The organism is Kribbella koreensis, assembly GCF_039525325.1.
Lineage (GTDB): Bacteria > Actinomycetota > Actinomycetes > Propionibacteriales > Kribbellaceae > Kribbella > Kribbella koreensis.
Genome location: NZ_BAAAHK010000003.1, coordinates 881,500 through 905,756, shown reverse-complemented (window position 1 = coordinate 905,756; position 24,257 = coordinate 881,500). Strand labels below are relative to the sequence as shown.

The window sequence follows — 24,257 nt, the reverse complement described above, 5'->3', positions numbered from 1 at the left end:
CAGTAAGTGTCCGACGTACAGCGGCTCAAGGAACAGTTGCACCAGGTCTCCGCCGAGGCCAAGCAAGCAGCTGGCGGCTTGGCCGGGTTCAAGCTCCGCTTCATCCAGCACAGCGCCCAGGTGGAGAGTCTGATCGCCGGTACGGCGACCGGGGTGGACCGCGACATCTCCGAGATCCTCGACGCGGCCGGCAAGGCGGTCGAACAGGCAGCGGAGGCATTGGAGATCGCCTCGGCCGGCTGCAAGAGCTACGCCGACCAGATCTAACATGCCCTCCGACCTGCAGCGGGTGGCGCGCGGACTGGTCGAGTGCCTGAACGAAGTACCCGCTGTGGTGGCGCACCTGCAGCGCACGGCCGAGCGGTGTCGCGAGAACGCGGCACTGGCGATCGCTGCGTCGCAGGGGCAGGCGACTGTCGCCGCACAGCAGCTGGACGCGGCGGCACGCGCTTGCGAGCAGGCCGCGCACTACCTGTCGATGGCGCCGCCCAAGACGAAAGCCTGGGCCGAGCGCCTCGTCGGCGCGCCGCGCTCCAGCGACCGCCCAGACGCCCAGTCCGCCGACCGCAACCGCACCACCGGCGGCTCCTCCGACCTAGCCACCCGCGACCTACTCGGCCGGGTCACCCGCTTCTCCTTGCCCTTCAAGCCGTTGGAAGACTCCGAAGACTTCGAGCCCCCGCTGATCACGGTCGCCCGCAAGGCCTTCGAAAAACTCCGCAAACAACAGGAGAAGGACGCCGAGGAGTACGAGCAGCCGGAAGAGCTCGAGTTCGAGATCCTGGTCACCGAGACCGGCGAGCTGGAGGTCTTCGAGGAGATCGAGCCCCCCGAAGACCGCGACTACGAAATCAAGGTCGAACTCGACAAGGCGGCCCGCGAGCTCCTCAAGTCGATGGAAGAGTCCGGCAAACAAACCTGGACCGCCGCCACCATCCTGATAGAACCCGACAAGGTCACCGCCACCTTCACCTACCCCGATGAGCCCCCACCCACCCCGGCGCCCCCGGTAATGATCGACGTCCACCTACCAGAACCGGGCGACTTCGAGGGCCGGCCGCCAGAGGCCATCGAAGTACCAGAAATAGACACCGCACTCGACGACGTCGCGGACTTCGACCCCGCGGTGCATCCGCGCGCTTTGGGCGATGACTTCGCACCCGGGGTGCATGACCCGCACAGCAGCTTCGTGCCGAAAGAGCTGAGAATCGCCGAGCGTCTTTCCGGCGAGGGGTGGCGCGTCGATGCGAGGCTGATCGACAACAGGTCCGATGGTCCGGACCCGGATGCGATGGCACGCAAGAGCCGCTTTGATCGAGGTTCGGTCGTTGAGTTCAAGACCTTGGAGACCAGCAGGATCGAGACGGTCAAACGCAACATTCTCAAAGCCGGGCGGCAGGTGCGCGCGGTCGACGGCGAGGTAGTCATCGACGGCAGGAACGTCGAGCTCGGCGAGGATGCCGCCCGGGAGGCGTACCGCGCGGCGGCGAGGCAGCAGGGAACGACAGTTGCCAGGGTTGTGCACCTGATTCTCGGTGATGGACGGATGATCACGTATGCGAAGGAGAACTGATGGCCACCGATGAGAGCATTTTTCTGCAGCTCGACGAGGAGCCGGGGCAGGTGGCTGGGTGGCTGGTTGGGGTGTTGGGGCTGGAACTGTTGCAGGGCGGGCAGGACGAGGACGAGGTCGGACTGCGGGGGCGGGCGGCGACAGTGGATGGGTGGCTGCGGGTGTCGGTCGGTCGGAATATCTATGAGTCGCCGGATGACGAGCCCGGCGAGATTCAGGCGATCGACGGGTATCCGATCGAGATCGGGATCCGGTTGAAGCCGGACGAGGTGTTGCGACGGGAGGCTCGGCTGGTGTTCGACAAGTTGGTCGAGGCGCGGCCGGAGGTACCGATGCTCCTGGTCCACGAGGTGACGATCCTGGACGCCGCGCACCTCCCAGGAACCGGCACCCAGTACTTCGATGAGCCGGTGACCGTCGATGCGCCGGATCGGGACAAGTGGCGGAATTGGGTGCGGGTTGATGGCTGACGAGTACAGCGTTTTTCTTGGGACTGAGTTGGCTGTCGAGGAGGTCGCTGGGTTGGTGCAGGGGGTGCTGGGGGCTGGGGTTTCGGTGCATGGGAATTGGCATGTGCTGGGGGAGCTCGAGGCGGGGGAGGCTCAGGCGATCGATCCGTATGGGGTTCAGGTTGATCTGGTGGGTGGGGGAGATGAGGCTCGGGCGAGTTTCGAGCGGCTGGTCGGGTTGGGGATGCCTTTGTTGTTGGTGGAGGACGTGACTTATCTGGTGGCGGCTTATCTGCCGGATGCGGGGACGCACTACTTCGCGGCGGGGGTCAGCATGGATGAGCCGGATCTGCCGCAGTGGCGGGACTGGGTTACCGAGGTGCGGGAGGGATGAGAGCAGCCGTGCCGCCCGGGACTCCGGACAGCGCGGCAGCGAGCTACTTGATGGCTGGGGCCCTGGAAGTGATCCGGGAGGTGACCGAAGTGGCCATGTCGAGGTCGCCGGGGCGAGCGTTGCCGGTCAGGTTGGCCTTGTCGAGGTCAGCGCCTTCCTGGGTGACGACCCAGCGGGAGCCGATGCTCTGACCGTCCGTCGGCGAGATGATGATGTCCTGCCGCTGGCCGTGCCGCTCGTAGCCGATCGCGCGGCCGTGTTTCCCGGCGATGGTCACCACGTCGTCGATGAGGACGATCCCGGGGAGCTTGGCGGCTGCCTGGTAGAGCGCGGCGCGTAGATCGGCCGGCGCGACCCCCAGCTCCAGCACGGCGGCGATCCGGCCGAAGGCGATCTCGTCGGGGGGCGTGTTCTCCACCCGGGCCTGCTCGAGCGGATTCGACGGTGGGTGGTCGAGGAGCGGTGCGTTGCGCAACGCCGTGAGCAGCTTGTCCGGGTCGCGCGGCTGCCGGGCGAGGAACTCGGCGGTCGGAAGTGACCAGCCGGGAATGCACGGCCGGTTCAGCACTTCTGGGGAGAGGCTCGACTGGATGATGATGCCGTGGCAGTTGGCGGCGTACAGCGTCGGCTTCGGATGCGTGAACAGGACCGGCGCAAGCCTCCGTGCAGCCGCCCTGGCCTCGGGAGTCGTGAACTCGACCTTGGTGAGCTCTTGGGTCTGCAGCGGATGCCTGCGGGTGGTCGGGTCGGCAGGGATCCACTCGTTGGTTGCGCCGTTCACCATGGCCCGGTACTTCTTGCCCGGCCCGAACTCGTACATGCGGCTGACCTCCGTGGTGACCAGCCGGTACTGCCCCGGGCGGATCGGCGTGTCCGGGCCGGCCTTGACCAGGGCTGCCGCGTTGGCGAGGAAAGTGCTGGCGTCGGCGGCCGTACCGGGCAGAGGGCTGCTCTCGTGGCCGACCACGTCAGCGGCGAGGAAGCCTCCGGCCAGGGTGAGGGCCAGGCCGCCGGCGACGAGCAGACGTCCCCGGGTGACGCAGCGGCGTACAGGTGGTGGGGTGAACAGGCGTTGGCGGGCGCGGGCCAGGGCTAGCGGGTCAGGGGCCGGTACGTCGTCGCGGACGCGCTTGAGCAGGTCGATCTCGGTCATCATAGGTTCTCCTCGAAGTCGGGGCCGAGCGCGGAGCGGAGGGCTCGACGGGCTCGGTGGAGGCGGGACCGGACGGTCCCGATGGGCAGGTCGAGCGCGAGCGCGATCTCGGCGTAACTGAGGTCCTCCCACGCGTAGAGCAGCAGCACATCCCGTTCGACCTTGCGCAGACCAGCCAGTACGCCGGTAAGCGCACGCGTAGCCACCGCTGCGTCCACACGGGCGGCGACGTCCGTACTGAGCGGGTCACCGTGTTGCTCGGAACCGGCCGGCTCCGAGCGGGCATACGCGCGGTACTGACGGACCTCGTCGCGCCGTCGACGATGGATCAGGTTGGTGGCGATGCCGTACAGCCAGGGCAGTGCGCCCGCAGGCGAATCGACGTACCGGTGCCTGCGTTCGAAGGCGACCAGGAACGTCTGCCCGAGCAGGTCGTCCGCTTCGGCCGTCCCGAGCCGCCGAGCGACGTACCGGTGGATGGTGACCGAGTACCGGTCGAACAGCCGGGCGAAGTCATCAGGTGTCTCCCCGGCCTCGATCAGCTCGCCATCCGACGGTGGAGGGGGCTCGGCCGGAGCTGTCTCGGTCACTAGGCGGAGTGGGTGCATACCTGCTTCTGCCCGCACGGCCGCATCCGGTTCCCGCCCCATCCCGCCAGCCTGCCACCCAGCAAGGTGCAAAGCTGCTCAGCGGCGGTAGCGGTCGCTGTAGCGACCGGGGTTCAAGGTGGTGGGTGGTTTGGTCTCGATGGTGCCCACGCCCGCGTTGGAGGCCCAGACCGTGCCCTCCCAGATGACTTTGCCGTCGGCAACCGCCTGGAGCTGGCAGCGGGTGACGTCGAAGATGTCGATGTGGCCGACGATCTCGGCGTCGAGGACGCGGAAGCTGAGCCGGGGCGCCGCGGGGGCGGCGGTGGGGTTGCCGATCCGGCCGTCGCCGAGGTGGACGTACGGAGTGTGTACTTCGTGACTTTTCCAGCCCTTGGCCGACGCCAAGCCGATGTCACCGACCGACGGGAACACCTTCACCTTCTGCAGATACACCGCGGTGTCGCTGGTCACTGTCGAGTCGGCCATCGCGGTGATCGGCGTACCGCCCTCGCTGATCATCCGGCCGGCGTGCCACGGATGGGTGTGACCGAGTGGCGTGCTGCCGCGTGGCCAGTGGATGACGCCCGGTGAGCCCTGGATGATCGCGTACGTCCCGTCGGCCAGCCGGGCCAGCCCCCACTCGCGTCCTTCCGGGCTGAACTTCGGCGGCAGCGAGACACCGATGTCGGTCAGCGCGCTCGCGTCGTTGCTCGCCAGCCGCCGGATCAGCGCCTGCCCTGCCTCCTCATCGACCACCGGCCGCCCGATCGGCTGATGCAACGCCTCCAACCCACCTAGCGGCACCGGAGGAGGAGTCAGCCGGCCGTCACCGGTGTCCCCGCTCGGCGTCGTGTCCTGCGCGGTGGGATCCGGCAGTCTGCTCAACCCCGAAGACCCGGCCTCAGCACCCTCAGGCTGCGTACGTGCCCTCAGCTCCGCAGTGTGCCGTGCGACGAAAGCCTGGAACTCCTCGTACCGCCCCAGCAGGAACTCGGCCGTCGGCGCATCCAGCGCCTCACCCGGGTTGTCGTACCGCGCCCCCGACTTGTGCGCCCCCTTCGCCTCGCTGCCCAGACCGCCCGGCCGTGCCTCGGCCCCGGTCGCCGCGCGATCCACCCGATAGACCAGATCAGACCAGTTCTTGAAGAAGTTCAGCGACGGATCGGTCAACCCGGCCGACTCGACGATCACGCTGAAACGATTGATGTACTTGAACAGCTCGTAGCTGCGCATGGCCTCCAGTACGCCGCCCGCTTCGCGGATCGCATGGCCAGCCATGTCGAGCTGATCGAGCGCCGCCTGATAGTGCTGATGCGGCCCCGACAACGGCTGGTTCAGCGCGAAGCCCTTCACCCCACCCGGCGACAGGTACGCGTCATCGCTCATCGCATTGGCCAGCATCTGCTGGTAGGTAACCTGCTCGGCCAGTCGCGCCTTCTCGGCCGGATCCGTCGCCGCCTTGAGCTGGGCCAGCAACTTGTCGCCCTCGACCAGCGCATGGTCGCGTACCGCCTGCCGCGCCTCATCGCCAAGCCCGGCCAGGATCTCCACGCGTTCCGGAGCGATCCCAGCCGGCAGGTCCTTGAGCAACAGCCCACGCTCGGGCCCACTAGCGTTCCGCAGCCGCCGTGCGGCGTTGAGCGTCTCGACCTCCATCGTCACCCGGGACTCCAGCGCCGCCCGCGCCTGCGGCGGCAGTCCCTCCAGCGCTTGCGTGTACGTCCCGATCCGGGTGGCGTCGACCATCAACCCCATCCGGTACTTCGAACGCCACCCCGGGTACAACCCATCCAGAAACGCCTCGGCCGCCAGCAGATTCGTACCGGCGTTCTCGCCCGAAACGCTCAGATCGACATCGCTGATCGCCTCCGTGCTCGCGCCACCCAACGGCTTCGCGTCGAAGTGCTCACCCAGCTGCTGGACCAGCTGCCGGCGATGCTCCTGCACCCGCCGGATCAGCTGCTGGCGGACCCCTGGCTCCAGTCCGGCCCCGATCCCGGTACCGGCGTCCAGATCGCGGATGCCTGTCTCCCAGCGTTCCATCCCGGCCACGAATCCCTTCGCAGCCTCGGGATTGCCGTCGAGGACCGCCTGACGCAGCGCCTGACGGGCCGGATCCGTGGCAGGCAATCGCATCGCGCTGATCGCGGACGAGACGGTATGGATGCCGACGGCAACGAGTGCGCCCTGCCCGGCGCCCGCCCCGGCGGCCTTGATCGACGTCTCGACACCGTTCTGGATGCCCTGCCGCCAGGTCTCGTCCTTCGCCACCGTCTCGACCATCCCGGACGCGCCACCGGACAGACCCCCTTCGAGCGACGTCCGCAGTACGCCGACCGCGGCCGTCCCGTGGGCCGTCCTGGCAAGGGCACCGACCGTCGGCCCCATCGCGTCGAGCGCGGCCGTGCTGATGCCGCGCGCCGCGACGCCGCCCAGCACGTTCATCACCCCATCGGTCGCACCGGCCGCGAACGCGACGGCGCCGTCCGCGCCGAGCACATCGAACCGGTCGCCACGAATCACCTTCTCGGACAGAACCCGCGTCAACGCCATGGCAGCCGCGGCCCGAGCCAGCTGGGCGGCGACGATCGGACCGGCCGCGCCTCCGGTCAGTACGGCGGCGATCACCCCCACCGCGATGTTGACGACCATCGAGGCCGTGTTGGCGAACTCGTCGCGCGCGGCGGTGTAACTGGTGAGCGCGTTCGAGGTCTTCGCGATCTGCTTGTCCAGCTCGCTTCCGGACGGGCCGGCAGCCTTCTGGGCGAGCTCGCGTTTCTCGTCCCGCAGTGCGTCGCCGGTGTCGGTGAACAGGTCGAAGAAGCTGCTGCTCTCCCGGTCGACCGCCTTCTTGAGCCAGTCGGCCTGCTCCTGGGCGCTCTGGTCGCGGGGGCGGAGTGCTGCCTCGGCGCGGTTCTGCTCCGACGAGCTGAGCGCGCCGAGGACCTTGTCGCGGAATCCCTGGTCCTTGCTGAGCACGTGCCGGTCGGAGTCGGTGGCGAACTCCTCGAGCAGCAGGAAGAGGTAGTCCTCGTCGTCACTGACCATGCCGATGCAGTAGTCGAGCCGGGCGCGCAGATCGGTGCCGAGGACGATCGCCAGGTCGCGCTTCTCGCCGACGACGGTGTTGGCGGAGACGTAGAGATGGAAGGGCGACTTCGGGTCGTTCCAGGCGTCGCGGAAGGCCTTCCAGACGGTGGGTTTGGCCATCTTGAGGGTGTCGAAGACCGTCAGCGTGTCGACACCGCCGAGTCCGCGCAGACGCAGGACCAGGGGATCGCTCAGGATCGCGGGGTCGGTGACACCAGACGACGAGAAGCCAGGCTCATCAGGACCAGGCGGCGCCGGTACGGCCGTAGTACCGGGCGCTGGGGTGGTACCGCCTGGTGCAGGCGTAGCAACAGCGGGGTCGGGAGCGAGCAGCATGGCGCGGAGGCGGGCGTGGTCGGTGTCGCTGAGGTCGCCGGTGAGGCCCTTGAGGCCCAGGGGATCGCCGGGAGCGTCGACCTCCTTCAGCAGCGCCGCCTTCTCCGCGGGGCTGGCCTTGCCGACCGAGTCCCAGATCAGCGCGTTGTTCGTCCCCAGCCCGTGCGTCGCGGCCTTGACCAGCGCGACCAGCCCCTGGTCAGCAGCCAGCTTCTTGAGCTTCTCGTCGTAGCCGAGCAGCGCGAGCGCGTGCCGGTAGTCCTCGCCGTCCATCTCGGCGCCCAGATCCTCCAGCAGTACGCCGTGCCCGTTGGGGGTCGCGGTGTACTTGCGCAGCTCGTAGTCGCGGTACTCCTGCTCGATCGTCGCCCGCTTGCCGGCCGTGCCGAGCGCCCCGAACAGTTTCGCTTCGTCGGTACCGATCTGCTCCATCGCGATCACCAGCTCGTCGATGTCGCGCGGCTTGCCGAACTTGAGGATCGCGTGCGCCCGGATCAGCTCGTGCCCGTCCAGGTCGTCGTCGAGCGCGACGTCCAGCGTCTCGCCCGCGAAGCGGCTGTAGCCCGACAGGTCGTCCAGCCGTCCACCGCCGGCGACCTCCGTCCACTTCTTCTCCGGGTCGCCCTCGGCGTGCGCGTCGCCGAGAACGCGCCACAGCGTCGGCAGGTCGGTACCGGCGCCTTCGAGCGAGATCAGCAGCTTGGTCATCGTCCGCAACGTGCCCGTGTCGAGGTAGTCCCGGGCCCGGACGGCCTTCTCCGCGGGCAGCGTGGCCAGGTCACGGTACAGATCGAGCTTGTACTGACTCTGGTACCCGGCCTTGAGCTTCTCGGCCGAGGGGAAGTTGGCCAGCAGCAGGCGCAGTACGTTCTCCACCCGGTCGTCGGACATGCCGCCGACATGCAGGGTGGAGTAGATCGTCTCGAGCGTCCCGTTGATCTCGGAGTCCATCGCCTGCGCCACGGCCGCGTTGCCGGCCGAGGCCTGCAGCCCGAGCAGGTTGGCTGCGGCAGGACTCAGCGCCGCACTCTGCGGTCCGCCAGTCTGCCGGGCCTGTCCGGCAGAGTCCTCCCGTTGATCCCGCAGTTCCCCCATTCCACCGATTCTCCGGATCCGTCAGGAGCGGTCCAGAGCATCCGGCGCAGGCGGCGGGGGCCCGCCCGAAACGCGGCCTGATCGGGCAACGGGCGGTCTCGAAAAATATCTCCCGAATCCGCGTCATGAAGCCGTCACCGGTTCGTCACTACGAGTGAACCCATCCCCACAGGGAAGTGGAAGTGATCGAAGTGAACGACAGCTATTCGATGCCGCTGATGGGAACCCCGACAGGCGGCCGCCGCACGCCTTCGACCGGACGCCGGGTGCACTGATGTCCGGGGATCCGGCGGGAGAACAACGTCGCCGCGTACGAGTGTGGTTCGGGGACCACGTCGTCGCGGACTACCGGGCGGAGGCCGATGTGGCCGACCGCTATGCCGCCGCCATGTCACGCCGGTTCGCCGGCCTGAAGGTGACGAGTGAACCGATCCCCGACGCGGATCCCGGTGGCCGGGCGCTGCCGGGTGAACGGCTCTGGGAGGTCGCGCCGAAATGACTGCCCGTCGCTTCCGGCTGATCCGCCACCACGACGTCTCCGGGGTGAGTGGTACCGGGCCCGTCGCCGAGGGCGTTCAGTTCACCGACGAAGCCGTCGCGCTGCGCTGGTACGGCGACTATCCGACCACCACCGTCTGGGACAGCATCGACTCGGTGATCGCCATCCACGGTCACCACGGCGCCACCGAGATCGAGTGGCTGGACCCTGACCCGGGGCCGGATCCGCAGCTGCCCAAGCGTGCCGATCTGCCGCCCCAGCCCTGGCCGGACCTGCACCCGGCCCCCGAACCCCCGCCGGACGAGTTCCAGTCCGGCCGGCAGACCACGACCGGATCCGGCGCCGCGGACCTGGTCTGACCCGAACGGGCCGGCGCCGAACTCCCTCCGGCGCCGGCCCCGTTCAGCCTTCAGCTCATCTCGGCGGTCTCCCGCAGATCCAGGTTGCGGAAGGTCGTCGGCCCGTCGCACAGCTCCATCATCCGGGTGGCGAACTCGGTGGTGTCCGCGCGTTCGGAGTTGGCCATCGCCTCCTCGTAGGAGGCGAACTCGACGATGTTGAAGTAGTGGCCCGGGTTGTCCCGGTCGGCACACGCCATCATCCGGACCGGCGAGGAGCCGGGACCGGCCGCCTCCCGGTTCTTGCGGAACTCCTCACCGAGTGCCCGGACCTCGTCCGGTCTGGAGGTCTGGAACTCGATGATCTGAACGAAACCAGCCATGATTCCCCCTGCTGTCTAGTACTCCTACTGCCGACAGTGCGCCTGCCCCGCGCGCCCCGCAAGTGGTGACGGACAGTTATGACGCGACGGGGACGGGAGGACACTGAGCGTGTCTGCCCTGGGCAGAGGGGGTGGGATTCGTCCATGCCGCCTGCTTGGCTTGGGGCGTGGACATTCTGATTCTCGGCGGTACGGCGTTCCTCGGGCGCGAGCTCGCGACGCAAGGGCTCGCGCGTGGGCATGCGGTGACCTGTCTGGCGCGCGGTGAGAGCGGTGCGGTCGCGGCGGGGGCGACGTTGGTCGCGGCCGATCGGAGCCGGCCGGACGCGTACGAGGCCGTCCGGGGGAAGGGCTGGGACGCGGTTTTCGAGGTGTCGTGGCAGCCCGGGTTCGTGCGGGAGGCGTTGGCAGCGCTGAAGGACGACGCCAGGCACTGGACTTACGTGTCGACGGGCAACGTCTATGCGGCGTTCGACGTACCGGGGGCGGACGAGTCGGCGCCGTTGCGGGAGGCAACCGATCTGGAGGTCGTCGATCGGGAGCTGTACGGCGAGGCCAAGGTGGCTTGCGAGTTGGCGTCGGTGGCTGCGGTCGGGGATCGTCTGGTGATCGCGCGGGCGGGGCTGATCGGTGGGCCGGGGGATACGAGCGATCGGGGCGGAGCGTGGGTTGCTCGCGCGGCGCGGGCACCGGAGGAGCCGCTGCTCGTGCCGGACACGCCTGACCTGGCGACGTCGGTGATCGACGTACGGGACCTGGCGTCCTGGCTGTTGGACAACGCCGAACGCGGTACGACGGGGACCTTCGACACCGTGGGTCCCGTGGTGCCGTTCGGCGAGTGGATCTCGTTGGTACGTGAGGTCGGCGGGCATACCGGGCCGGTCGTACTCGCGTCGCAGGAGTGGCTGGAGGAGCACAAGGTCGAGCAGTTCATGGGGCCGGAGTCGATCGCGATGTGGATCACCGCGCCGGGGTACGAGGGCTGGTCGAACCGCAGCGGGGCGGCGGCTACCGCGGCCGGCCTGAAGCATCGACCACGCAAGGAGTTCCTGGTCGACACCCTTGCGTGGGAACGCGAGCTCGGCCTCGACCGCGAACGCAAGGCCGGCCTGAGCCTCGCTCGCGAGCGGGAGTTGATCGAGGCCGTGGCACAGTAGCGATATGCGGCTGCTGCTGATCTCGGACACTCATCTACCGGCCCGCGCGAAGAAGCTGCCCGCTGCCGTGTGGGCAGCGGTCGACGACGCGGACGTGGTGATCCATGCCGGTGACTGGGTGAGTGTCGACCTGCTCGACGAGTTGACCGAGCGTTCGAAGCGGCTGGTCGGCTGCTGGGGCAACAACGACGGATCGTTGCTCAGGGCAAGGCTTCCGGAGGTCGCCCGGGTCACGCTGGACGGGTTGTCCATCGCGGTCGTGCACGAGACCGGCCAGGCGAAAGGTCGCGAGGAGCGGTGCGAACGCGCCTACCCGGACGTCGACCTGCTCGTCTTCGGGCACAGCCATATCCCGTGGGACACGACGTCGCCACGGGGATTGCGGCTGCTCAACCCGGGGTCGCCGACGGATCGGCGCAGCCAGCCGTACTGCACCTACCAGACGGCCGTGATCGAGTCAGGCCGTCTGACAGAGGTTGCGCTGCACAATCTTTAGGCGCTTGCGGCTTCCTTCACACGGGTCTTGATGCGGCCGCGGACCTCTTCCGGGGTGTACGACTTGCGCTTGCGCTCGCCTCGCGCGATGACGACGCCAGTTGCGGCGACGCCGACGAGACCTGCCAGTCCTACGACCTTCCATGCCTTCATGTCACTAACCTAGCGACGTGGAGACACGGATAGCACTGGATGACGCTACGGAACTGACACGAACGGGTGACATTTGGCTGTTCCGCGGTGAGAGCGCGGCCGATCGGGCGATCCAGCTGACCACCAACAGCCCGGTCAACCACGTCGGGATGGCGGTGGTACTCGAGGATCTGCCGCCGCTGATGTGGCACGCCGAGCTCGGCCGCTCGCTGCCCGACGTGTGGACCGGCCAGCACCAACGCGGCGTACAGCTGCATGACCTGCGCGATGCGGTGCTCACCTGGTCGCGCAAGTACGGTCAGCGCGCTTGGCTGCGGCAGCTCGAGTACCCGGTCACTCGTGAGACAGAGGACGCCGTACTGCGTACCGTCGCGCGCCTGGACGGTACGCCGTTCCCGTCGACCGCGCGACTCGCATCCCGCTGGTTGCGCGGGCGGATCCCGCAGTTCCGCAGGGGCGAACGGGAGCTGAAGCTGGAGAGCGCTTACTGCGCTGAGGTCGTCGCGCTGACGTACGAGGAGATGGGACTTCTCCCGGCCGGCAAGCGGATCAACTGGTACGACCCGGGCCGCTTCTGGAGTGGCGACGACCTGGATCTGACCGGTGGCGCGAAGCTGGGCGAGGAGATCGCCGTCGACATCCCGCCTGCGTAGTAGTCGCGCCGCGCGGGCTCAGTCGGTGTGGCGGGCGCGCATCCACAGGATCACGTCGAGCGTGCGCAGTAACGTGATCCGCGGGCCGAGCTCGGCCGACTTGTGCGCGTGCTCGAGATGGTCGCGGACCTGAGCGGTCAGTGCCTCGTGGAACGAGATCCACCAGTTGGCGCCCTTGCCGAGATCGACCAGCTGGTTGACCTGGTGGTCGTAGATCGGGATCAGCCGCGGCCGCTTGCGGGCCAGTAGTTTGCTCGCGGTGACGCCGGACGTACCGTGCTCGCCGCCGTTCCACGCCATCGCCCGGAACTTCGTGAACAGCCGGTACGCCGCCGAGCGCGGACTCAGGTCCGAGCGGGCGACGTCCCAGAGGTCGACGTCGGCCGGGATCTCGGTCAGCAGCTCGCTGATCTCGGCGGAGTCCTCCCCGAGCAGCCTGGCCGAGACGGTGATCGGCAGCCGGATGTTGAGCGCGGACAAGGCAACGATGTCGTCGGCGGTGAGCCGGTTGCGGTCGCGCTCCTGGTCGGCCGGCGAACCGATCTGCTCGAACCAGCGGCCCGGGTAGCCGGTGTTCGGCGGCCCGTCCTCGAAGTAGGCCCGCAAGTCTGCTACTGCCTGCGGGTCGGTGACGATGTCCAGCAGTCTGCTGGAGAGGCTGGTGTCGATGGTGAGTTGCATGGTCCCCCCGCTTTTTCCCGGTCGCGGCGCCTTCCGGCTTCCCCCCGCGCTTCCATATGGGCTATCGAGTGGAATCGTTGCCGCGTTACATCGGATCTGTGCGGTTCCAGAAAGTGTCGGTGGCCTGTGGTTGGCTGGTGGCAGTTGGCAGCGACGCTGAAGGAGGCGCCGGATGTATGCCGTCATCGACACCGAGACCACCGGGCTGTCGCCGGGGTATCGGCACCGGGTGATCGAGATCGCCGTCGTGCTGCTCGACGCGCACGGGCGGTTCGAGCGGGAGTGGGTGACGCTGCTGAATCCGCAGCGCGACCTCGGGCCGCAGCATATTCACGGGATTCTGACCGCGGACGTTCTGGCAGCACCGGACTTCGCGCAGATCGCGGGCCGGCTCGGGTCGTTGCTGGCCGGGCGGATGGTGGTCGGGCACAACGTGGAGTTCGATCTCGGGTTCCTGCGGGCGGAGTTTGCCCGGATCGGGTTCCGGGTGCCGCTGATCACCGAGCGGTCGATGTGCACGATGGCGCTGGCCGGCTATTTGTATCCGGGGGCCAAGCGGACGTTGGGTGCCTGTTGCTCGGCGGCCGGGATCTCGATCGAGGGGTGGCATTCGGCGCTTGCGGACACCCGGGCGACGGCACAGCTCTTCAGCCACTATCTGCGGTCGTTTCCGTCGCCTCCGCCATGGCAATGGGCTTATGAGGAGATCAGACACCTGCCGTGGCCTGCGTTGCCGGGTGCGGATGGGGTGGCGACCGTGCGACCGGTGCATGCGGGCGGTCGGCATGGCTGGATGAGCAGGTTGGTGGATCAGTTGCCGCGGGTGCCGGAGCCGCCGCAAGCCGATTCGTACCTGGCGGTGCTCGACATGATCCTGGCCGATCGGGAGATCAACGAGGCCGAGGCGGATCAGCTCGTGCACGTCGCGACGGATCTCGGGCTGACGCGGTCGGAGGTGGACGAGCTGCATCGGGTCTACGTCGCCGATCTGGCGGACGCGTTGTGGAGCGGGGGAGTGGTCAGCCTGGAGGAGCGGACCGACCTCGATCGCGTCGCGGTGATGCTGGGGCAACGGGCGGCGGATGTCGATGATGCTTTGCTGCGGGTGAGCGGCGGGCAGTACGACGTACCGGCTCGGCCTGGGGCGCAGGGGTTCCCGGCTGGCAGCCGTCTGGTGTTCACCGGCGACATGGTGGAGCCACGCGAGATCTGGTGGGACCGAGCGGTCGCAGCAGGCTTCGTCCCACAAGAGGCAGTCCGCCCGGACACCACCTTCGTAGTCGCCGCCGACGTCGACAGTCTCTCGGTCAAAGCACGAGCTGCTCGCGAGTTCGGCGTACCGATCGTCGCCGTCGAAGACTTCGTCCGCATGCTGCCGGATCGAGGGGAGCGGAAGGCCGGCTGACGTGCTGGGCCGGGGGCCGGGCCAGGGCCGACGGTCTCGGTAGGGTGCAGCCGTGGAGATCAGTGAGCTGGGGGAGCGGATTTATCGGGCGTCGCATTTGACCGGGGAGTTTGTGCTGCGGTCGGGGATCACGGCGACGGAGTACTTCGACAAGTACCGGTTCGAGGCGGATCCGGTGTTGCTGGACGCGATCGCGGAGGCGATGGTGCCGTTGGTGCCGGCTGGGACTGAGGTGCTGGCTGGGCTCGAGATGGGTGGGATTCCAGTGGTGACGGCGCTCGGGCGGCATACGGGGTTGCCGTGTGCCTTCGTCCGTAAGGAGGCCAAGACCTATGGGACCTGCCGCCTCGCGGAAGGGGCCGAGGTGGCGGGCCGTCAGGTGTTGGTCGTCGAGGACGTCGTCACCAAGGGCGGCCAGATCGTGCTGTCCACCCAGGAGCTGCGCGCCCTCGGCGCCCAGATCTCCGAGGCCGTGTGCGTGATCGACCGTCAACTCGGCGGCGCCGAGACCCTGGCCGCAGACGGCATCAAACTGATTCCCCTGCTGACCGCAGCCGACCTCGCTCCCTGACCAACCGCAAGTCCGGTCCCGACTGCCGCGGCTCCGACCTGCCGCGGGTCCGGCTGACGCGGGGGCGGTCCGGCCTACTGCGAGTTTGGTTTTGTGCCTACGACGCAGCGGGCCAGGCCTGGGATGCGGACCTTGCCGTTTTGCTCGAACGCGGCGACGTTTGTGATGGCGTGGGTGCGGATTCGGGCTTGGGTGTCGGCGTCGAGCTTTTGGAGGGCGGCGACGGCCAGGGAGACGTGTTCGCTGATCATGGCCCAGTACTGGTCGGGGGAGTCTGTGACGAGTTCGAGGGGGACGTTCCACTCGGCGATGTCGTGGAGGCCGGCCTGTTCGTACAGGGCGGTGATGGAGCCGGGGGCGGCGCAGCGGTACATGGTGGGGGCGCCAGGGACGGGTGGTGGGAGTTCTGTTTCGGTGGCGATCGCATCCATGGCGATCGTGGTCCACGGGTTCTGGTCGGGGCTGACCCAGACCGACGCGGCCAGGCGGCCGCCGGGCTTGAGGACGCGGGCGAACTCGGCGGTGGCTTGGGCCATGTCCGGGAAGAACATGTAGCCGAAGCGGACCGAGACGCTGTCGAAGGTGGCGTCGGCGAAAGGTAGGTCGTCGGCGCTGCAGACCTTGGTCTCGATGTTGCCGATACCTTGTGCCGCGGCTCGTCGTGCGGCGACTTCGAGCATCTCAGCCGAGAGATCGGTCAGTACGACGCGTCCGTGTGGGGCCAGCCGGGCGATGCTCAGACCCGGCTCGCCCGTGCCGGAGGCGATGTCGAGGTGCTGTTGATCAGCGGCGATGTCGAGCCGCTCGATCATCGCCGTGCCGACCGGGCCGAGCTGGTCCATGATGACCGCGTCCCACTTCTCCCAGCCCGCGGACAGCCTGGCCCATGCCGCGCGCTGGCCGGCGCGGATCTGCTCCGAACTCGGCATCAGCTCAGCCCCTCGCGAGTCAGCGATCGGCCTGGTCGTCGACCTGTTCGATCTCGAAGCGCAGCGTCTTGCCCTGGCGGATCCGTTCGACGGCGGCCAGGCAGGCCTCTTCGCTCATGTGCACGCCGATCTCGCCGAGCTTGTTGCGCAGCACCAGCGCCGCGTCCTCGGGCGAGCGCGAGCTGGACTCGTTGATCGCCTCGATCGTGGTGGTGGTGAGCTTCTCGCGGATGTCCGGATGAACCTGGTGGATCTCGTGAGTGATTCTGAACTCCGACATCGCGACCTCTCCCTGTGACGGCCTGCCCGTGACGTCCAGCCTAGTGCCCACATCCACCGCAACGATGCTGTCAACAACCGTCGATGTAGGTGAGGGCGCGGGCCGGGTCGTGGTTGCGGAGGTCGGCGCCGAAGTCGACGTGGGCTTTGAGGCGGAGCAGGAGGGAGACCCAGGTGGCCGGGTCGGGCTCGCCCTCGTGGGTGAAGGTGAGGTCGGTGCCGCGGTTCTCGTCGGGGGCCAGGGCGAAGGAGATCCGCTCGCCGAACAGGCGGACGACGTACAGGTGCTCGCGGACGGCGCGCTCGATCGGGGCGTCGTCGGTACGATCGCCGGGCAGCACGAAATGGATCACCCCGTCGCTCTCCGGGGCCGCCGCCGCCCAGAACCGCGAGCGGCCCAGCGGCGTACTGATGGCGCGGTAGACCTCGCTCGGGGCCGACTTGAAGTGGACCTTCCACTGCGTCGAACTCACTGGACCTCCTGATCGGCCGACGGGTTCGGCTGCCTGCCGATTCTGCGTCACAGACCGGTCACCGGCGGTCAGTTGACGAATCAACTCAACCCTGTCAGGGTTGACAGTGCAAAGTTAAACTACCCTCTTTGGGAGGCGGACTGCATGTCCACTGACTATTCCGAACTCACCGGTGACTACACGATCGACACCTCGCACAGCCGGATGGGCTTCAGCGCCCGGCACGCGATGGTCGCCCGGGTACGAGGTGGTTTCGACGAGTTCGCCGGGTCGGCGCACATCGACGGCGAGAAGCCGGAGAACTCCACGGCCCAGGTCACCATCCAGGCCAAGAGCATCGAGACCCGCAACTCCCAGCGCGACGAGCACCTGCGCAGCAACGACTTCCTCGACATGGACAACCACCCGGAGATCACCTTCGTCTCCACCGCGGTCAAGCCGGCCGCCGACGACCACTTCATCGTGACCGGCGACCTGACGATCCGTGGCGTGACGAAGTCCGTCGACGTCGACTTCGAGTACACCGGTCGCGGCGTGGACCCGTTCGGCAACGTGCGGCTGGGCTTCGAGGGTTCGGTCACCCTGAACCGCAAGGACTTCGGCGTGAGCTGGAACGCGGCCCTCGAGGGCGGCGGCGTGCTGGTCAGCGAGAAGGTCAACCTGGAGATCGAGGTCTCGGCGATCAAGAACGCCTGATCACCGCAGCTCTGACTCGCGGCGCTGTCGGCCGGCCGGATGCCGGGCCTGATGTTGCGGTAGCCGGCCGGTTCGTCGCAATGCTGTCACAATCACCGGCGGACACCACCTGGACGTGGTTCGTGACATTTCACCCGGGAACAATCGGGTTTGAGTGTCATCCCAGGTCCAGGGGGTCCGCCGATGATCGACACGTCGTTCTACCGCTGGCTCCGGCCCCTGTTGAGGCGCCGGCGTCGAGGGCTCCGTGCACCCGAGGAGTTCCGGCCGCGCGGGACGAGCTCCAAGATCAGCCGGCTCTCCGCCCGGTACGACGCCGAGGTGGATGCCGCGCTCGAACGACTGTGGCCGAAGGCGCGGGTCTATCACGATCGCGAGTTCACCCGCGATCGCGCCGACTTCCTGCTGGTGGTCCGCGGGCGCGGCGTGATGATCGAGACGAAGGTGAAGAGCGACCCGGGACTGTTCCGGGGCTCGACGCTGCCGCCGTTGCTCGATCGGCTGCAGCGTGATGGCCGGCGGCTCGTGGTACTGCTCAATCAAGGGGATCCGACGCCGGCTCGCGAGCTGGTTGCCGCCAAGCTCGGCGACAAGGCGCGGGTGATCGTCTGGTCGGGTCCGGCCGACGACGCCGCTCTGTGCGAAGCGGTCGAGTCGCTTCTCAAGCAGGCCACTCGGCACGCCTGAATCGGACGATCTGAAACAGACAGCGCGGAGAGCAGTGGCTGCTCTCCGCGCTGTGAGTTGGCTCCGGACCGCGAGGTGTGCCCAGGATGGACGGCGGCACGGAGACGTCTAGGGGTACTACGAGGTGCTGCTCGCCGCCCGATGATGGCGGGCGGGTCAGCAGGCTTGCGGGGTGGTGCTGCCGCCGTCGACGACCCAGTGGCCCTGGACCAGTTCGACGCGCATCTGGTCGAGCCAGCGGGTCGGCGTCCCGGCCGGGAGGACGCTCTTGCCGCTGGTGTCGACCGTGCGGGCTTGCTTGGTGTCGTAGCAGGCGCGGACGATCACGCCGTTGGAGCGCAGGACCCGCTTGGCCCACAGCACCTTGGTGACGCCGGTGTTGTGCAGACGATTGGCCCGGAAGTACTTCGCCTGCTGGCCGATCGCGGTGTACATCGTCGGCGTCATCACCGGCGCGAGCTGCTCGGTCGACCGGCCGCCACTGCGCATCATCACGTCGAACGCGACGCGGTAGTCGTAGTACGCGTTGATCACCGGGTCGTTCGAGGCGGCCACACCGGCGCCGGGTTGGGAGCCGTTGGCCACCGCGTCGGCCACGCCGGGTTTGGCGGCCTTGTGGGCGCCCGGTGACGACGCTGCGACCTCGGCGGCGTCGTCATGGCCGCAGCCCGCGAGCATCAGGACCGGGATCAGCGTGGCGGTCACCGCCAGGTTCCGAATGCGCATGTTGTCCGAACCTCCTGTCGGCGCGGCACTGCCGCTCGCACCCTCCGGCACTGACCGTGTAACGCTGAGACACGGACCGTGGTCACTGTGACCTAGATCACAGTCGACCCGGTACCGGGGTAGGGGGTGCGAATTGGCTCCGTGGCGCGATGTTTCCGGCACCGCTGATTTCTAGGCTCGATCTCAGTTACTGAGACTGAGGAGTCGACATGACGGACCCTGTCCGAACCCCCGCGCCCCCTGCAGACGAACCGCTATCCGGTCACCACCCCTTGACAACCCGCCCGAGCGATCCGCGACGTGGCAGCCCGCCGGCGCGCCGGTCGCTCCGAAGCCGACTGCTCCGGTCGATCGCCTACGGCCTCGCCCTGGTCCCCGTGAGCTTGCTGACGTTCGTGCGCACCCTGCTCGGCCGTTCCGACGCGGTCCATCAGACCTGGCGCGAGCTCGCCCGCTTCCAGGGCTCGCCGGACCCGATCCGACTGCGTCGCCCCGGACTCTTCAGCTCTCTCCTCAGCGCGGTGGTGAGCCTGGTGCTGGGTCTGCTGAGTTGGTTCCTCGTGATGCTGCTCGTCACGGCCGTCGTCCGCGGCCCGTTCTACGGCTTCGTCGAACACGGCCCGTTCGGCCCCGGCACCTGGGGTGGTCCGACCAAGGCCGGCGCTTGGGCGGTACATGCCGCCATATCCATCCCCATCGTCGTGTCGATCCCCTTCATCCTCCGCGGTCTGGCGCTGCTCCAGGCCGCCTCGATCCGCCGTCTGTACGGCTCCGCCACCTCGCGAATGGTGCTTCCGGCAACAATCGTGCTGGCGATCGCGGGCGGCGCCTTCTTCTACTCCTGGACCCAACAGCTCTGAGCCTGCGGGTTGCTGAGCTGGAATCTGATTAAGGTCGTGAGATGAGCTCGAGGTGGCCTGTGGGGCGAGCCGGGATCTGGGCGGCGCTCGGGGTCGGCGCGTTGCTGGTGCTGACCAGTACCGACCTCGGTCAGCACTACCAACTGCCGATCGGAGCCGCCTTCGCGCTCGGGGTGATGCGAGCGCTGGCCTTGGCCTTGGTGTGGCTGAGGCCTCCATGGGCGTTGCCCGTTTCGTTGGCCACCTCCGTCCTGACCGCGATCGTCTGCGTCCCGGTGTCGCCCGACGAAGCCTGGCCCTGGCCAGTCACCGGAGTCTTCGGCCACTCGCTGGTGTTGGCCTTCTCCGGCGCGCGAGGCGCCACTGGCTTGGGGGTTGGAGGTGCTTGGGCCTCATCGCGTTGGGTGCTGGGCGGTTGGTGGGTGGTGACGCAACTGGTCGGCGTGGTGGGGATGGCGTTGGCGCCGGAGCGTGGGTCGTGGGCCGGGCTGCTGACGATGGCGTTGTTGTCTGCGGTGGCGGTTGTGGTTGCCGATCTGGTGAGGTCTCGGGCTGATGCACGGCAGCAGCTGCTGGAGCAGGAGGAGATCAGCGCGGCTGAGCGGGCTCAACGAGCTCGCTGGCAGGAGCGGGCGCGGATCGCACGGGAGTTGCACGATGTCGTCGCGCACCATCTGTCGGTCGTTGTCGTCCGAGCAGACAGCGCACCCCATCGGCTGACCGGCTTGCCAGCCGACGCCCGCGAGGAGTTCGCCGGGATCGCCGAGGACGCTCGCGCTTCGCTGACCGAGATGAGACGCGTACTGCGCCTGCTCCGTGAGAACCCATCCAGTGGCCGGGCCGACTCCGAGCTGGGTCCCCAGCCGGGCTTGGCCGACCTGGAAGAGCTGATCGCCACCACCCGACGGGCCGGCGCCGATGTGCGGTTGGAGGTCGAGTCCTCTGCGGACCTGGATCCCGCGGTCGAGCTCACGGCGTACCGGGTGGTGCAGGAGGCGGTCAGTAACGCGGTACGGCATGCGCCGGGCGCGGTGGTGGAGGTGAGGGTTCGACGGATCGGTGGCGAGTTGATTGTGAGTGTTGTGAACGGGCCTGTGGATGCTGCGGTCGCGTCGGGGAGTGGGCATGGGCTGATCGGAATGCGTGAACGTGTTGGTTTGCTGGATGGTCGCCTCCACGCGGCACGAACTGCTGACGGTGGATACCGGGTAGAAGCCGTCCTACCCGCTGAGAGGGGCGTGGAGTGACGGTTTCTGTGGTGGTTGTGGATGATCAGCCGGTGGTGCGGGCGGGGTTTGCGGCTCTGCTCGGGGCGCAGCCGGATCTGAGTGTGGTGGGGGAGGCAGGGGATGGAGTCGAGGCTGTCGAAGTGGTGGGGCGGGTTCGGCCGGATGTCGTCTTGATGGATGTGCGGATGCCGCGGATGGACGGGCTGGAGGCGACTCGGCGGATCTTGGCTGAGGTCGCGCCGGGGGAGCCGCCGCGGGTGATCATGCTGACCACCTTTGACCTTGACGAGTACGTGTACGACGCGTTGCGGGCTGGGGCGAGTGGCTTTCTGCTGAAGCATTCGTCGCCGGACGAGCTGGCGGCGGCGGTGCGGATCGTCGCGGCGGGGGATGCGTTGCTGGCGCCGTCGATCACCCGGCGGCTGGTCGAGGATTTCGTGAAGGTGCGGCCGGTGTTGCCGGCGGCCGCGGCCGAGTTGACGCCGCGGGAGACGGACGTCCTGCGCTTGGTGGCGCGCGGACAGTCCAATCGGGAGATCGCGGCGGCCCTGGTACTGGCCGAGCAGACGGTGAAGACTCACGTCAGCCGGATCCTCACCAAGCTGAACCTGCGGGATCGGGCCCAGGCCGTCGTCTACGCGTACGAAGCCGGCATCGTCGCACCCGGACCACGCCGTTGAGACTCGCACCAGGACCACGCCGTTGAGAGGAGACACGATGGACGCGCTGGGTCGACTGCGAGGACTGTGCCTGGCTTTGCCGGAGACGACCGAGCGGCTGAGTCACGGTGAGCCGACGTGGTTCGTCCGGGACAAGAAGACCTTCGTGATGTTCGCCGACCAGCATCACGACGACCGAACGGCGTTCTGGTGCGCGGCTCCCGAAGGCAGCCAGGAGTCGTTGGTCGCCAGCGACCCGGAGCACTTCTTCCGGCCGCCGTACGTCGGGCACCGCGGCTGGCTCGGTGTCTACCTCGACGTCCCTGACATCGACTGGCCGCAGCTCGCCGAGCTCGTCGAGGACGCCTATCGCCTGGTGGCCCCCAAAACGCTGGTCGCTCAACTCGACCAGCCCCACGATTGACGCCTCAGTCGATCAGGTCGACCGTCGTCTGGAGCAAGCGGGGCAGTTCGGTCGACCATGCCTCGGCGGAGGCCGGAGTGGTCCACTGCCAGGACTGGATCTGCGCCGCCGATCGACGACCGAAGATTGCCCGGAACAATTCGTACGTGTCCGTATGGACCTCGGCCACGGGCTTCCCGGAACCGAGCTGATAGGTACCGTCCGGCGTCACGATCGACAAGGTGCCGGCCACCTCGTCCGACGGGCGCGGATCGGGGAAGACCCAGTCGAGCGTCGCCAGCCAGATCTCCCGCGGCGGCCGCCCGATCCCGGTCGCGCCGTGCAGATCGGCCTCGTGCGTGCCGGCGTCGACGTACGGGTTGCAGATCATCGGGTGGGCGGTGTTGCCGCTCAGGATCAGCTTCTCCAGCGCCGGCCCGGTCGTCGTCGCCCATTCGTCCAGGACTTGAGTCGTCGGCATCGAGCGACGGGCGTCGACCTGGACGGCGGTCCACGGCGGCCTGGGCGCGCCTTCGAGGTTCCCGGAGACGAAATCGGCGGCGGCGCCGGACAGGTGCGCGACGACGTCGTGCACGGTCCACTCCGGGCAGGCCGGCACGCGGCCGGCCAGCACCTCGGGCCCGAAGCCCTGCACGGCGTCGGTCAGCCGCGCGCGCGTTCCGGCGTACAGGTCGACACTCGTGGTTGCGTCCATCGGTGGTCCCTTCTGAGCACTGTCTTTCCATCATGACGAACAGCCCGGGGCGGAATCGACGGCCGATAGGGTGGCGCGGTGGATGAGACCGCCCTAGAAGCACCCGCCAAGGCGATCAACGACAAAGTCGCCATTGCCCTGTCGTTCGGCAGTTCAGCCGCCGTGATGGTGCTCGAACTCGTCTCACTGCGACTGGTGGCGCCGTACCTGGGCCTGACTCTGGAGACCAACACCGCCGTCATCGGCGTCGCTCTGGCGGCCATTGCGACCGGTGCCGCGCTGGGTGGCCGGATCGCCGACAGCACGCCGCCCACCCGGACGCTGGGGCCGATGATCCTGTTGGCCGGAGCCCTGGTGCTGCTGATCCTGCCGGTGGTGCGCTGGACCGGCGAGACCCTCCGGGGAGGTGGCAATGAGGCGGTCTTCCTGGCAGTAGCCGTCGCCTTGTTCCTGCCTGCCTCACTGCTCGCTGCGGTGACGCCCATGGTGACCAAGCTCAGACTGTCGAAGCTGAGCCAGACCGGTACGGTCGTCGGCCGGCTGTCCGCCTATGCGACGGTCGGCGCGATCGCCGGCACCGTACTGACCGGGTTCGTGTTCGTTGCCAAGGTCCCGACGAGCACGATCGTCCTGTGCCTCGGCGGCCTGCTGGTGCTCGCCGGAGCCGCCCTGACGGTCTTCTTCCGCGGTCTGAAGGCCGCTAGCCGGCCACTGGCCCTCGCACTGATCGGTACTGGCCTGACTCTGGTGGCGCCGCGTCCGTGCGAGGTGGAGACGGCCTACCACTGCGCCAGGATCGAGAAGGACCCAGCGCGGGCCGACGGCCGCATCCTCTACCTCGACCAGCTGCGCCACTCCTACATCGACCCCGCGGATCCGACCTACCTGCAGTTCCAGTACACGAAGGACTTCGCGACGGCGATCGAGTCCAGATGGCCGGAGAGGTCACCGCTGCAGGCGCTGCACATCGGTGGCGGCGGGCTGACGATGCCGCACTATCTCGCGGCCACCAGGCCGGGGACCAAGAACAAGGTCTACGAGATCGACCCCGGCGTGATCGAGCTCGACAAGGCCGAGCTGGGTGCCAGGCCGGGCCCGGATCTCGACATCCAGATCAAGGACGGGCGGCTCGGCGTACGGTCCGAGCCGGACGACAGCCGGGACCTGCTGGTGATGGATGCCTTCGGCGGGGTGGCCGTGCCCTGGCACCTGACCACTCGCGAGATCGTCGCCGACCTGCGCCGGGTGCTCGAGCCGGACGGGCTCCTCGTTGCCAACATCATCGACTTCGGTCCGCAGGCGTTCCTCAAGGCCGAGCTCCGTACCGTCGCCGCCGAATTCCCGTACGTCGCACTGATCGCGAAACCTGCCGAGCTGGCGGGAAATGCAGGCGGCAACTTCGTCCTGCTCGCCGCCGACCAGCCATTACCCGGTACTGCGATCCGCCAGCGCCTCGGCACCACCGGCGGCTACATCGACGACCCCGACGCGCTGCAGCAGTTCATCGGCGACGCACCGTTGCTCACCGATGACTACGCGCCGGTAGACCAGCTCCTCACGCCCTTTCCGACTTGAGACGGTTGAAA

At 68.1% G+C, this 24,257-nt stretch carries 29 protein-coding genes; 18 read left to right on the top strand and 11 right to left on the bottom strand.

Going from position 1 to position 24,257, the window contains the following annotated elements; all coding sequences use genetic code 11:
* Positions 1-6 precede the first annotated feature (6 nt).
* Genes ABD116_RS07820 through ABD116_RS07805 form a run of 4 tightly spaced genes read left to right on the top strand, consistent with a single transcriptional unit; the run spans position 7 to position 2,416 of the window.
* Entirely contained in the window at positions 7-267 is a 261-nt protein-coding gene (locus ABD116_RS07820; protein ID WP_164592782.1) for a hypothetical protein, read from the top strand.
* A 1-nt stretch (position 268) separates the two neighbouring features.
* The gene (locus ABD116_RS07815; RefSeq protein WP_343966391.1) at positions 269-1,573 is read left to right on the top strand and encodes a hypothetical protein; all 1,305 of its coding nucleotides are present in this window, start codon (positions 269-271) and stop codon (positions 1,571-1,573) included.
* On the top strand, positions 1,573-2,043 hold the full coding sequence (locus tag ABD116_RS07810; RefSeq protein ID WP_343966389.1) for a hypothetical protein: 471 nt from the start codon (positions 1,573-1,575) through the stop codon (positions 2,041-2,043). The genes ABD116_RS07815 and ABD116_RS07810 overlap by 1 nt, the downstream gene beginning before the upstream one ends.
* Positions 2,036-2,416 carry a hypothetical protein gene (locus tag ABD116_RS07805; protein ID WP_343966387.1) on the top strand — a complete coding sequence of 127 codons (381 nt, stop codon included), beginning with the start codon at positions 2,036-2,038 and terminating at the stop codon, positions 2,414-2,416. The genes ABD116_RS07810 and ABD116_RS07805 overlap by 8 nt, the downstream gene beginning before the upstream one ends.
* A gap of 43 nt (positions 2,417-2,459) precedes the next feature.
* On the opposite strand, the gene ABD116_RS07800 is transcribed toward ABD116_RS07805, so the two are convergent.
* Genes ABD116_RS07800 through ABD116_RS07790 form a run of 3 tightly spaced genes read right to left on the bottom strand, consistent with a single transcriptional unit; the run spans position 2,460 to position 8,680 of the window.
* Positions 2,460-3,569 carry a CU044_5270 family protein gene (locus ABD116_RS07800; protein ID WP_343966385.1) on the bottom strand — a complete coding sequence of 370 codons (1,110 nt, stop codon included), beginning with the start codon at positions 3,567-3,569 and terminating at the stop codon, positions 2,460-2,462.
* Positions 3,569-4,219 carry an RNA polymerase sigma factor gene (locus tag ABD116_RS07795; RefSeq protein WP_343966383.1) on the bottom strand — a complete coding sequence of 217 codons (651 nt, stop codon included), beginning with the start codon at positions 4,217-4,219 and terminating at the stop codon, positions 3,569-3,571. The genes ABD116_RS07800 and ABD116_RS07795 overlap by 1 nt, the downstream gene beginning before the upstream one ends.
* A 36-nt stretch (positions 4,220-4,255) precedes the next feature.
* Positions 4,256-8,680 (bottom strand): hypothetical protein, encoded by a 4,425-nt coding sequence (locus tag ABD116_RS07790; protein WP_343966381.1) that lies wholly within the window; start codon positions 8,678-8,680, stop codon positions 4,256-4,258.
* A gap of 274 nt (positions 8,681-8,954) precedes the next feature.
* Between ABD116_RS07790 and ABD116_RS07785 the strand changes: the two genes are divergently transcribed.
* Complete coding sequence (locus ABD116_RS07785) at positions 8,955-9,179, top strand: hypothetical protein (RefSeq protein ID WP_343966379.1); 225 nt, start codon at positions 8,955-8,957, stop codon at positions 9,177-9,179.
* Positions 9,176-9,538, top strand: coding sequence for a hypothetical protein (locus ABD116_RS07780; RefSeq protein WP_343966378.1), 363 nt, complete (start codon positions 9,176-9,178; stop codon positions 9,536-9,538). The genes ABD116_RS07785 and ABD116_RS07780 overlap by 4 nt, the downstream gene beginning before the upstream one ends.
* A 50-nt stretch (positions 9,539-9,588) precedes the next feature.
* Here the strand turns inward: ABD116_RS07780 and ABD116_RS07775 are convergent, their stop codons facing one another.
* Complete coding sequence (locus tag ABD116_RS07775) at positions 9,589-9,900, bottom strand: hypothetical protein (protein ID WP_343966377.1); 312 nt, start codon at positions 9,898-9,900, stop codon at positions 9,589-9,591.
* Between the two features lie 167 nt (positions 9,901-10,067).
* Between ABD116_RS07775 and ABD116_RS07770 the strand changes: the two genes are divergently transcribed.
* Positions 10,068-11,057: a Rossmann-fold NAD(P)-binding domain-containing protein gene (locus tag ABD116_RS07770; RefSeq protein WP_343966376.1), complete on the top strand. Its 990-nt coding sequence runs from the start codon at positions 10,068-10,070 to the stop codon at positions 11,055-11,057.
* Between the two features lie 4 nt (positions 11,058-11,061).
* Entirely contained in the window at positions 11,062-11,553 is a 492-nt protein-coding gene (locus tag ABD116_RS07765; protein WP_343966375.1) for a metallophosphoesterase family protein, read from the top strand.
* Here ABD116_RS07765 and ABD116_RS07760 read toward each other — a convergent pair.
* On the bottom strand, positions 11,550-11,705 hold the full coding sequence (locus ABD116_RS07760; RefSeq protein WP_343966374.1) for a hypothetical protein: 156 nt from the start codon (positions 11,703-11,705) through the stop codon (positions 11,550-11,552). The two genes, ABD116_RS07765 and ABD116_RS07760, sit on opposite strands and share 4 nt — an antisense overlap.
* A 17-nt stretch (positions 11,706-11,722) precedes the next feature.
* On the opposite strand from ABD116_RS07760, the gene ABD116_RS07755 reads away from it, so the two are divergent.
* A complete protein-coding gene (locus ABD116_RS07755) occupies positions 11,723-12,358 on the top strand; it encodes a hypothetical protein (RefSeq protein ID WP_343966373.1) in 636 nt (211 codons plus the stop codon).
* An 18-nt stretch (positions 12,359-12,376) separates the two neighbouring features.
* Here ABD116_RS07755 and ABD116_RS07750 read toward each other — a convergent pair whose 3' ends face one another.
* Positions 12,377-13,039, bottom strand: coding sequence for a DUF6308 family protein (locus ABD116_RS07750; protein ID WP_343966372.1), 663 nt, complete (start codon positions 13,037-13,039; stop codon positions 12,377-12,379).
* Positions 13,040-13,211: 172 nt separating this feature from the next.
* Between ABD116_RS07750 and ABD116_RS07745 the strand changes: the two genes are divergently transcribed.
* Positions 13,212-14,444 carry an exonuclease domain-containing protein gene (locus ABD116_RS07745; protein ID WP_343966371.1) on the top strand — a complete coding sequence of 411 codons (1,233 nt, stop codon included), beginning with the start codon at positions 13,212-13,214 and terminating at the stop codon, positions 14,442-14,444.
* A 52-nt stretch (positions 14,445-14,496) separates the two neighbouring features.
* On the top strand, positions 14,497-15,015 hold the full coding sequence (pyrE, locus tag ABD116_RS07740; RefSeq protein WP_343966370.1) for an orotate phosphoribosyltransferase: 519 nt from the start codon (positions 14,497-14,499) through the stop codon (positions 15,013-15,015).
* A 74-nt stretch (positions 15,016-15,089) separates the two neighbouring features.
* On the opposite strand, the gene ABD116_RS07735 is transcribed toward pyrE, so the two are convergent.
* The 3 genes from ABD116_RS07735 to ABD116_RS07725 form a co-directional block, all read right to left on the bottom strand.
* Positions 15,090-15,944 (bottom strand): class I SAM-dependent methyltransferase, encoded by an 855-nt coding sequence (locus ABD116_RS07735; RefSeq protein ID WP_343966368.1) that lies wholly within the window; start codon positions 15,942-15,944, stop codon positions 15,090-15,092.
* Between the two features lie 19 nt (positions 15,945-15,963).
* Complete coding sequence (locus tag ABD116_RS07730; protein WP_343966366.1) at positions 15,964-16,224, bottom strand: hypothetical protein; 261 nt, start codon at positions 16,222-16,224, stop codon at positions 15,964-15,966.
* A 70-nt stretch (positions 16,225-16,294) separates the two neighbouring features.
* Positions 16,295-16,696, bottom strand: coding sequence for an SRPBCC family protein (locus ABD116_RS07725; RefSeq protein ID WP_343966364.1), 402 nt, complete (start codon positions 16,694-16,696; stop codon positions 16,295-16,297).
* A gap of 144 nt (positions 16,697-16,840) precedes the next feature.
* On the opposite strand from ABD116_RS07725, the gene ABD116_RS07720 reads away from it, so the two are divergent.
* Positions 16,841-17,392, top strand: a complete 552-nt coding sequence (locus ABD116_RS07720; protein ID WP_343966362.1) for a YceI family protein — start codon at positions 16,841-16,843, stop codon at positions 17,390-17,392.
* 183 nt (positions 17,393-17,575) lie between these two features.
* Positions 17,576-18,079 (top strand): hypothetical protein, encoded by a 504-nt coding sequence (locus ABD116_RS07715; protein WP_343966360.1) that lies wholly within the window; start codon positions 17,576-17,578, stop codon positions 18,077-18,079.
* A gap of 156 nt (positions 18,080-18,235) precedes the next feature.
* Here ABD116_RS07715 and ABD116_RS07710 read toward each other — a convergent pair whose 3' ends face one another.
* Positions 18,236-18,805, bottom strand: coding sequence for a hypothetical protein (locus ABD116_RS07710; RefSeq protein ID WP_343966357.1), 570 nt, complete (start codon positions 18,803-18,805; stop codon positions 18,236-18,238).
* 377 nt (positions 18,806-19,182) lie between these two features.
* Between ABD116_RS07710 and ABD116_RS07705 the strand changes: the two genes are divergently transcribed.
* From ABD116_RS07705 to ABD116_RS07690, 4 genes are read left to right on the top strand one after another with little or no spacing between them, the layout of a single operon-like run.
* On the top strand, positions 19,183-19,665 hold the full coding sequence (locus ABD116_RS07705; protein ID WP_343966355.1) for a hypothetical protein: 483 nt from the start codon (positions 19,183-19,185) through the stop codon (positions 19,663-19,665).
* Between the two features lie 41 nt (positions 19,666-19,706).
* Positions 19,707-20,912, top strand: a complete 1,206-nt coding sequence (locus ABD116_RS07700) for a sensor histidine kinase (protein WP_343966353.1) — start codon at positions 19,707-19,709, stop codon at positions 20,910-20,912.
* Positions 20,909-21,574, top strand: coding sequence for a response regulator (locus ABD116_RS07695; protein ID WP_343966350.1), 666 nt, complete (start codon positions 20,909-20,911; stop codon positions 21,572-21,574). The genes ABD116_RS07700 and ABD116_RS07695 overlap by 4 nt, the downstream gene beginning before the upstream one ends.
* Before the next feature lie 37 nt (positions 21,575-21,611).
* A complete protein-coding gene (locus ABD116_RS07690; RefSeq protein ID WP_343966347.1) occupies positions 21,612-21,977 on the top strand; it encodes an MmcQ/YjbR family DNA-binding protein in 366 nt (121 codons plus the stop codon).
* Between the two features lie 4 nt (positions 21,978-21,981).
* On the opposite strand, the gene ABD116_RS07685 is transcribed toward ABD116_RS07690, so the two are convergent.
* Entirely contained in the window at positions 21,982-22,671 is a 690-nt protein-coding gene (locus ABD116_RS07685; protein ID WP_343966345.1) for a maleylpyruvate isomerase family mycothiol-dependent enzyme, read from the bottom strand.
* Positions 22,672-22,749: 78 nt separating this feature from the next.
* On the opposite strand from ABD116_RS07685, the gene ABD116_RS07680 reads away from it, so the two are divergent.
* Entirely contained in the window at positions 22,750-24,246 is a 1,497-nt protein-coding gene (locus tag ABD116_RS07680) for a fused MFS/spermidine synthase (protein ID WP_343966343.1), read from the top strand.
* Positions 24,247-24,257: the final 11 nt, after the last annotated feature.

Coding starts and splice junctions, on each gene's coding strand:
- ABD116_RS07815 (WP_343966391.1), top strand. CDS start 269: ATGCCCTCCGACCTGCAGCGGGTGGCGCGCGGACTGGTCGAGTGCCTG.
- ABD116_RS07810 (WP_343966389.1), top strand. CDS start 1,573: ATGGCCACCGATGAGAGCATTTTTCTGCAGCTCGACGAGGAGCCGGGG.
- ABD116_RS07805 (WP_343966387.1), top strand. CDS start 2,036: ATGGCTGACGAGTACAGCGTTTTTCTTGGGACTGAGTTGGCTGTCGAG.
- ABD116_RS07800 (WP_343966385.1), bottom strand. CDS start 3,569: ATGACCGAGATCGACCTGCTCAAGCGCGTCCGCGACGACGTACCGGCC.
- ABD116_RS07795 (WP_343966383.1), bottom strand. CDS start 4,219: ATGGGGCGGGAACCGGATGCGGCCGTGCGGGCAGAAGCAGGTATGCAC.
- ABD116_RS07790 (WP_343966381.1), bottom strand. CDS start 8,680: ATGGGGGAACTGCGGGATCAACGGGAGGACTCTGCCGGACAGGCCCGG.
- ABD116_RS07785 (WP_343966379.1), top strand. CDS start 8,955: ATGTCCGGGGATCCGGCGGGAGAACAACGTCGCCGCGTACGAGTGTGG.
- ABD116_RS07780 (WP_343966378.1), top strand. CDS start 9,176: ATGACTGCCCGTCGCTTCCGGCTGATCCGCCACCACGACGTCTCCGGG.
- ABD116_RS07775 (WP_343966377.1), bottom strand. CDS start 9,900: ATGGCTGGTTTCGTTCAGATCATCGAGTTCCAGACCTCCAGACCGGAC.
- ABD116_RS07765 (WP_343966375.1), top strand. CDS start 11,062: ATGCGGCTGCTGCTGATCTCGGACACTCATCTACCGGCCCGCGCGAAG.
- ABD116_RS07760 (WP_343966374.1), bottom strand. CDS start 11,705: ATGAAGGCATGGAAGGTCGTAGGACTGGCAGGTCTCGTCGGCGTCGCC.
- ABD116_RS07750 (WP_343966372.1), bottom strand. CDS start 13,039: ATGCAACTCACCATCGACACCAGCCTCTCCAGCAGACTGCTGGACATC.
- ABD116_RS07745 (WP_343966371.1), top strand. CDS start 13,212: ATGTATGCCGTCATCGACACCGAGACCACCGGGCTGTCGCCGGGGTAT.
- ABD116_RS07735 (WP_343966368.1), bottom strand. CDS start 15,944: ATGCCGAGTTCGGAGCAGATCCGCGCCGGCCAGCGCGCGGCATGGGCC.
- ABD116_RS07730 (WP_343966366.1), bottom strand. CDS start 16,224: ATGTCGGAGTTCAGAATCACTCACGAGATCCACCAGGTTCATCCGGAC.
- ABD116_RS07720 (WP_343966362.1), top strand. CDS start 16,841: ATGTCCACTGACTATTCCGAACTCACCGGTGACTACACGATCGACACC.
- ABD116_RS07715 (WP_343966360.1), top strand. CDS start 17,576: ATGATCGACACGTCGTTCTACCGCTGGCTCCGGCCCCTGTTGAGGCGC.
- ABD116_RS07710 (WP_343966357.1), bottom strand. CDS start 18,805: ATGCGCATTCGGAACCTGGCGGTGACCGCCACGCTGATCCCGGTCCTG.
- ABD116_RS07700 (WP_343966353.1), top strand. CDS start 19,707: ATGAGCTCGAGGTGGCCTGTGGGGCGAGCCGGGATCTGGGCGGCGCTC.
- ABD116_RS07690 (WP_343966347.1), top strand. CDS start 21,612: ATGGACGCGCTGGGTCGACTGCGAGGACTGTGCCTGGCTTTGCCGGAG.
- ABD116_RS07685 (WP_343966345.1), bottom strand. CDS start 22,671: ATGGACGCAACCACGAGTGTCGACCTGTACGCCGGAACGCGCGCGCGG.